This is a genomic window from Nocardia farcinica, from assembly GCF_029867845.1.
GTDB classification, from domain to species: domain Bacteria; phylum Actinomycetota; class Actinomycetes; order Mycobacteriales; family Mycobacteriaceae; genus Nocardia; species Nocardia farcinica_A.
The window spans coordinates 1-2,511 of sequence record NZ_JARWRU010001197.1; the positions used below are offsets into that span (position 1 = coordinate 1).

The window sequence follows — 2,511 nt, forward strand, 5'->3', positions numbered from 1 at the left end:
GGTGACATGTTCGATCAGCGCACCGGCGGCAAGTACGCCCAGCACGTCGACAAGGGCCAGCAGCAGGCCAAGGACTTCCTGGACCGGCAGAGCCCGCAGAACCCGCAGAGCCCCCGGCAGGAGCCCCCGCTGCAGCCCTGACCCGCACGACATCCGCGACGGGCCCCGCGTCGATCAGCCGACGCGGGGCTCGTCGTGTGTCCTGCTGCGGGCGACTGTCGGTGCGCGAGGCGGTCGCCGCCGCGGCGCGGGGGATGCCCTTCATGGCGGCTACCGGGGCGCCGTCAGCTCAACGCCTGCGGGCCGCCTCGATGGCCTCGAACTTGGCGAGGTTGTGCCTGGCGTCGGCCAGCGCGTCGTGCGCGTCGGAGGGCACCGGCGGCAGCGGCGGACGGCCGTGCGCCTCCCAGTGCTGGCGCAGTTCGTTGGTGTAGCGCGGCAGCGCGGACGGCAGGCCGGTCATCGACCCCCACAGCTGCACCAGCGCCACGTGGTCGTAGGCGCCGGTCCACGCCCACAGCTCCGGCTGGACCGTGGGGCGGGGGACGAAGAAGGCGTACAGCTCGTCGCGGATCTGCGCGCGGCTGCGCCACAGCGGCGAGGAGGCGGCGGGCAGCCGCGGCAGCACGTGCTTGCGCACCCACGGCCCGGCCCGCTCGGGATCGAATTCGGTCGATACCGCGTAGTACTCGCGCCCGTCCTCACAGACGACCCCGATGGAGATCAGGTCGATGGTGCGACCGTCCTCGATGAACTCGCAGTCGTAGAAGTAACGCAGCGCGCCGGCCTTTCGGATCGTTCCCGGCGCGGGTCGGATCGCCCGCGCCGGGTCAACCCTATGCGGCGGCGCCCGGTGTGGGTGACAAGGGGCCTCGGGCGGATGGGCAAGAGTCCCCCGGGCGGGAATCGCCGCACCCTCGGCGTCGCGATTTCACCCGTACCGCGCGATACCCGCGGACCCGGCGGTACGTATTCTGAACTGGTGAACTGGACCGTCGACGTACCCATCGATCGCTTGCCGGAACTGCCCCCGCTGCCTGTCGAGTTGCGCAGGCGCCTGGACGACGCTCTGGCCCGTCCCGCGTTGCAGCAGCCGTCGTGGGACGCCGAACTGGCGGGCAAGATGCGCACCGTGCTCGAGAGCGTGCCGCCGATCTGCCTGCCCACCGAGGTGGAGGAGCTCAAGGAGCGCCTGGCCGAGGTGGCCCGCGGCGAGGCCTTCCTGATGCAGGGCGGGGACTGCGCGGAGACCTTCGCCGACAACACCGAGCCGCACATCCGAGGCAACATCCGCACCCTGTTGCAGATGGCCGTGGTGCTGACCTACGGCGCCAGCATGCCGGTGGTCAAGGTGGCCAGGATCGCCGGCCAGTACGCCAAGCCGCGCTCGGCCGACATCGACTCCCAGGGCCTGAAGTCCTATCGCGGCGACATGGTGAACTCGCTGGCGGCCGACCCGGCGCTGCGCGAGCACGACCCGTCGCGCCTGGTCCGCGCCTACGCCAACGCCAGCGCCGCGATGAACCTGGTGCGCGCGCTGACCAGCGCGGGCATGGCCGACCTGCACAAGGTGCACGACTGGAACCGCGACTTCGTGGCCGAGTCCCCGGCGGGCGCGCGCTACGAGGCGCTGGCCGAGGAGATCGACCGCGGCCTGAAGTTCATGAGCGCCTGCCGGGTCAACGACCCGAGCCTGCAGTCGGCGCGCATCTACGCCAGCCACGAGGCGCTGGTGCTCGACTACGAGCGGGCCCTGCTGCGGTTGTCCGAGCACCCGGTCACCGGCGACCCGCTGCTCTACGACCTGTCGGCGCACTTCCTGTGGATCGGCGAGCGCACCCGCCAGCTCGACGGCGCGCACATCGCCTTCGCCGAGTTGCTGGCCAACCCGATCGGCCTGAAGATCGGCCCGACCACCACCCCGGAGCAGGCGGTGGAGTACGTCGAGCGGCTCGACCCGAAGAACGAGCCCGGCAGGCTGACGCTGGTCGCGCGCATGGGCAACGGCAAGGTGCGCGATGTGCTGCCGCCGATCATCGAGAAGGTCCAGGCCACCGGCCACCAGGTGATCTGGCAGTGCGACCCCATGCACGGCAACACCCACGAGTCCTCCACCGGCTTCAAGACCCGCCATTTCGACCGGATCGTCGACGAGGTGCAGGGCTTCTTCGAGGTGCATCGCGCGCTGGGCACCCATCCCGGCGGCCTGCACATCGAGCTGACCGGCGAGAACGTCACCGAATGCCTCGGCGGCGCCCAGGACATCTCCGACCTGGATCTCGGTGGCCGCTACGAGACCGCCTGCGATCCGCGGCTGAACACCCAGCAGTCGCTGGAGCTGTCCTTCCTGGTCGCGGAGATGCTGCGCTGAGCGGCTGAGCCGTCGAGTTCACTCCGGCCGTCGAACCCACTGGGCCGACGAGTTCACTGGGCCGACGGCGAAACGAGCCCCCGCCTCCACCGGGCGGGGGGGGGATGGGGTGTTAGTGGTGGGCGCGCCCCTGGCCCCCG

Annotated in this window: 3 protein-coding genes; 2 read left to right on the forward strand and 1 reads right to left on the reverse strand. The window is 71.0% G+C overall.

The genetic code is table 11. The annotated features are described in order from the left end of the window. Window positions 1-6: 6 nt before the first annotated feature. Complete coding sequence (locus QH283_RS26670; protein WP_280505691.1) at window positions 7-141, forward strand: antitoxin; 135 nt, start codon at window positions 7-9, stop codon at window positions 139-141. Window positions 142-289: 148 nt separating this feature from the next. Here QH283_RS26670 and QH283_RS26675 read toward each other — a convergent pair whose 3' ends face one another. Beyond that, window positions 290-778, reverse strand: coding sequence for a polyadenylate-specific 3'-exoribonuclease AS (locus QH283_RS26675; RefSeq protein ID WP_280505692.1), 489 nt, complete (start codon window positions 776-778; stop codon window positions 290-292). A 204-nt stretch (window positions 779-982) separates the two neighbouring features. Here QH283_RS26675 and QH283_RS26680 point away from each other — a divergent pair, with 204 nt between their 5' ends. Continuing rightward, a complete protein-coding gene (locus QH283_RS26680; RefSeq protein ID WP_280505690.1) occupies window positions 983-2,371 on the forward strand; it encodes a class II 3-deoxy-7-phosphoheptulonate synthase in 1,389 nt (462 codons plus the stop codon). Window positions 2,372-2,511 lie beyond the last annotated feature (140 nt).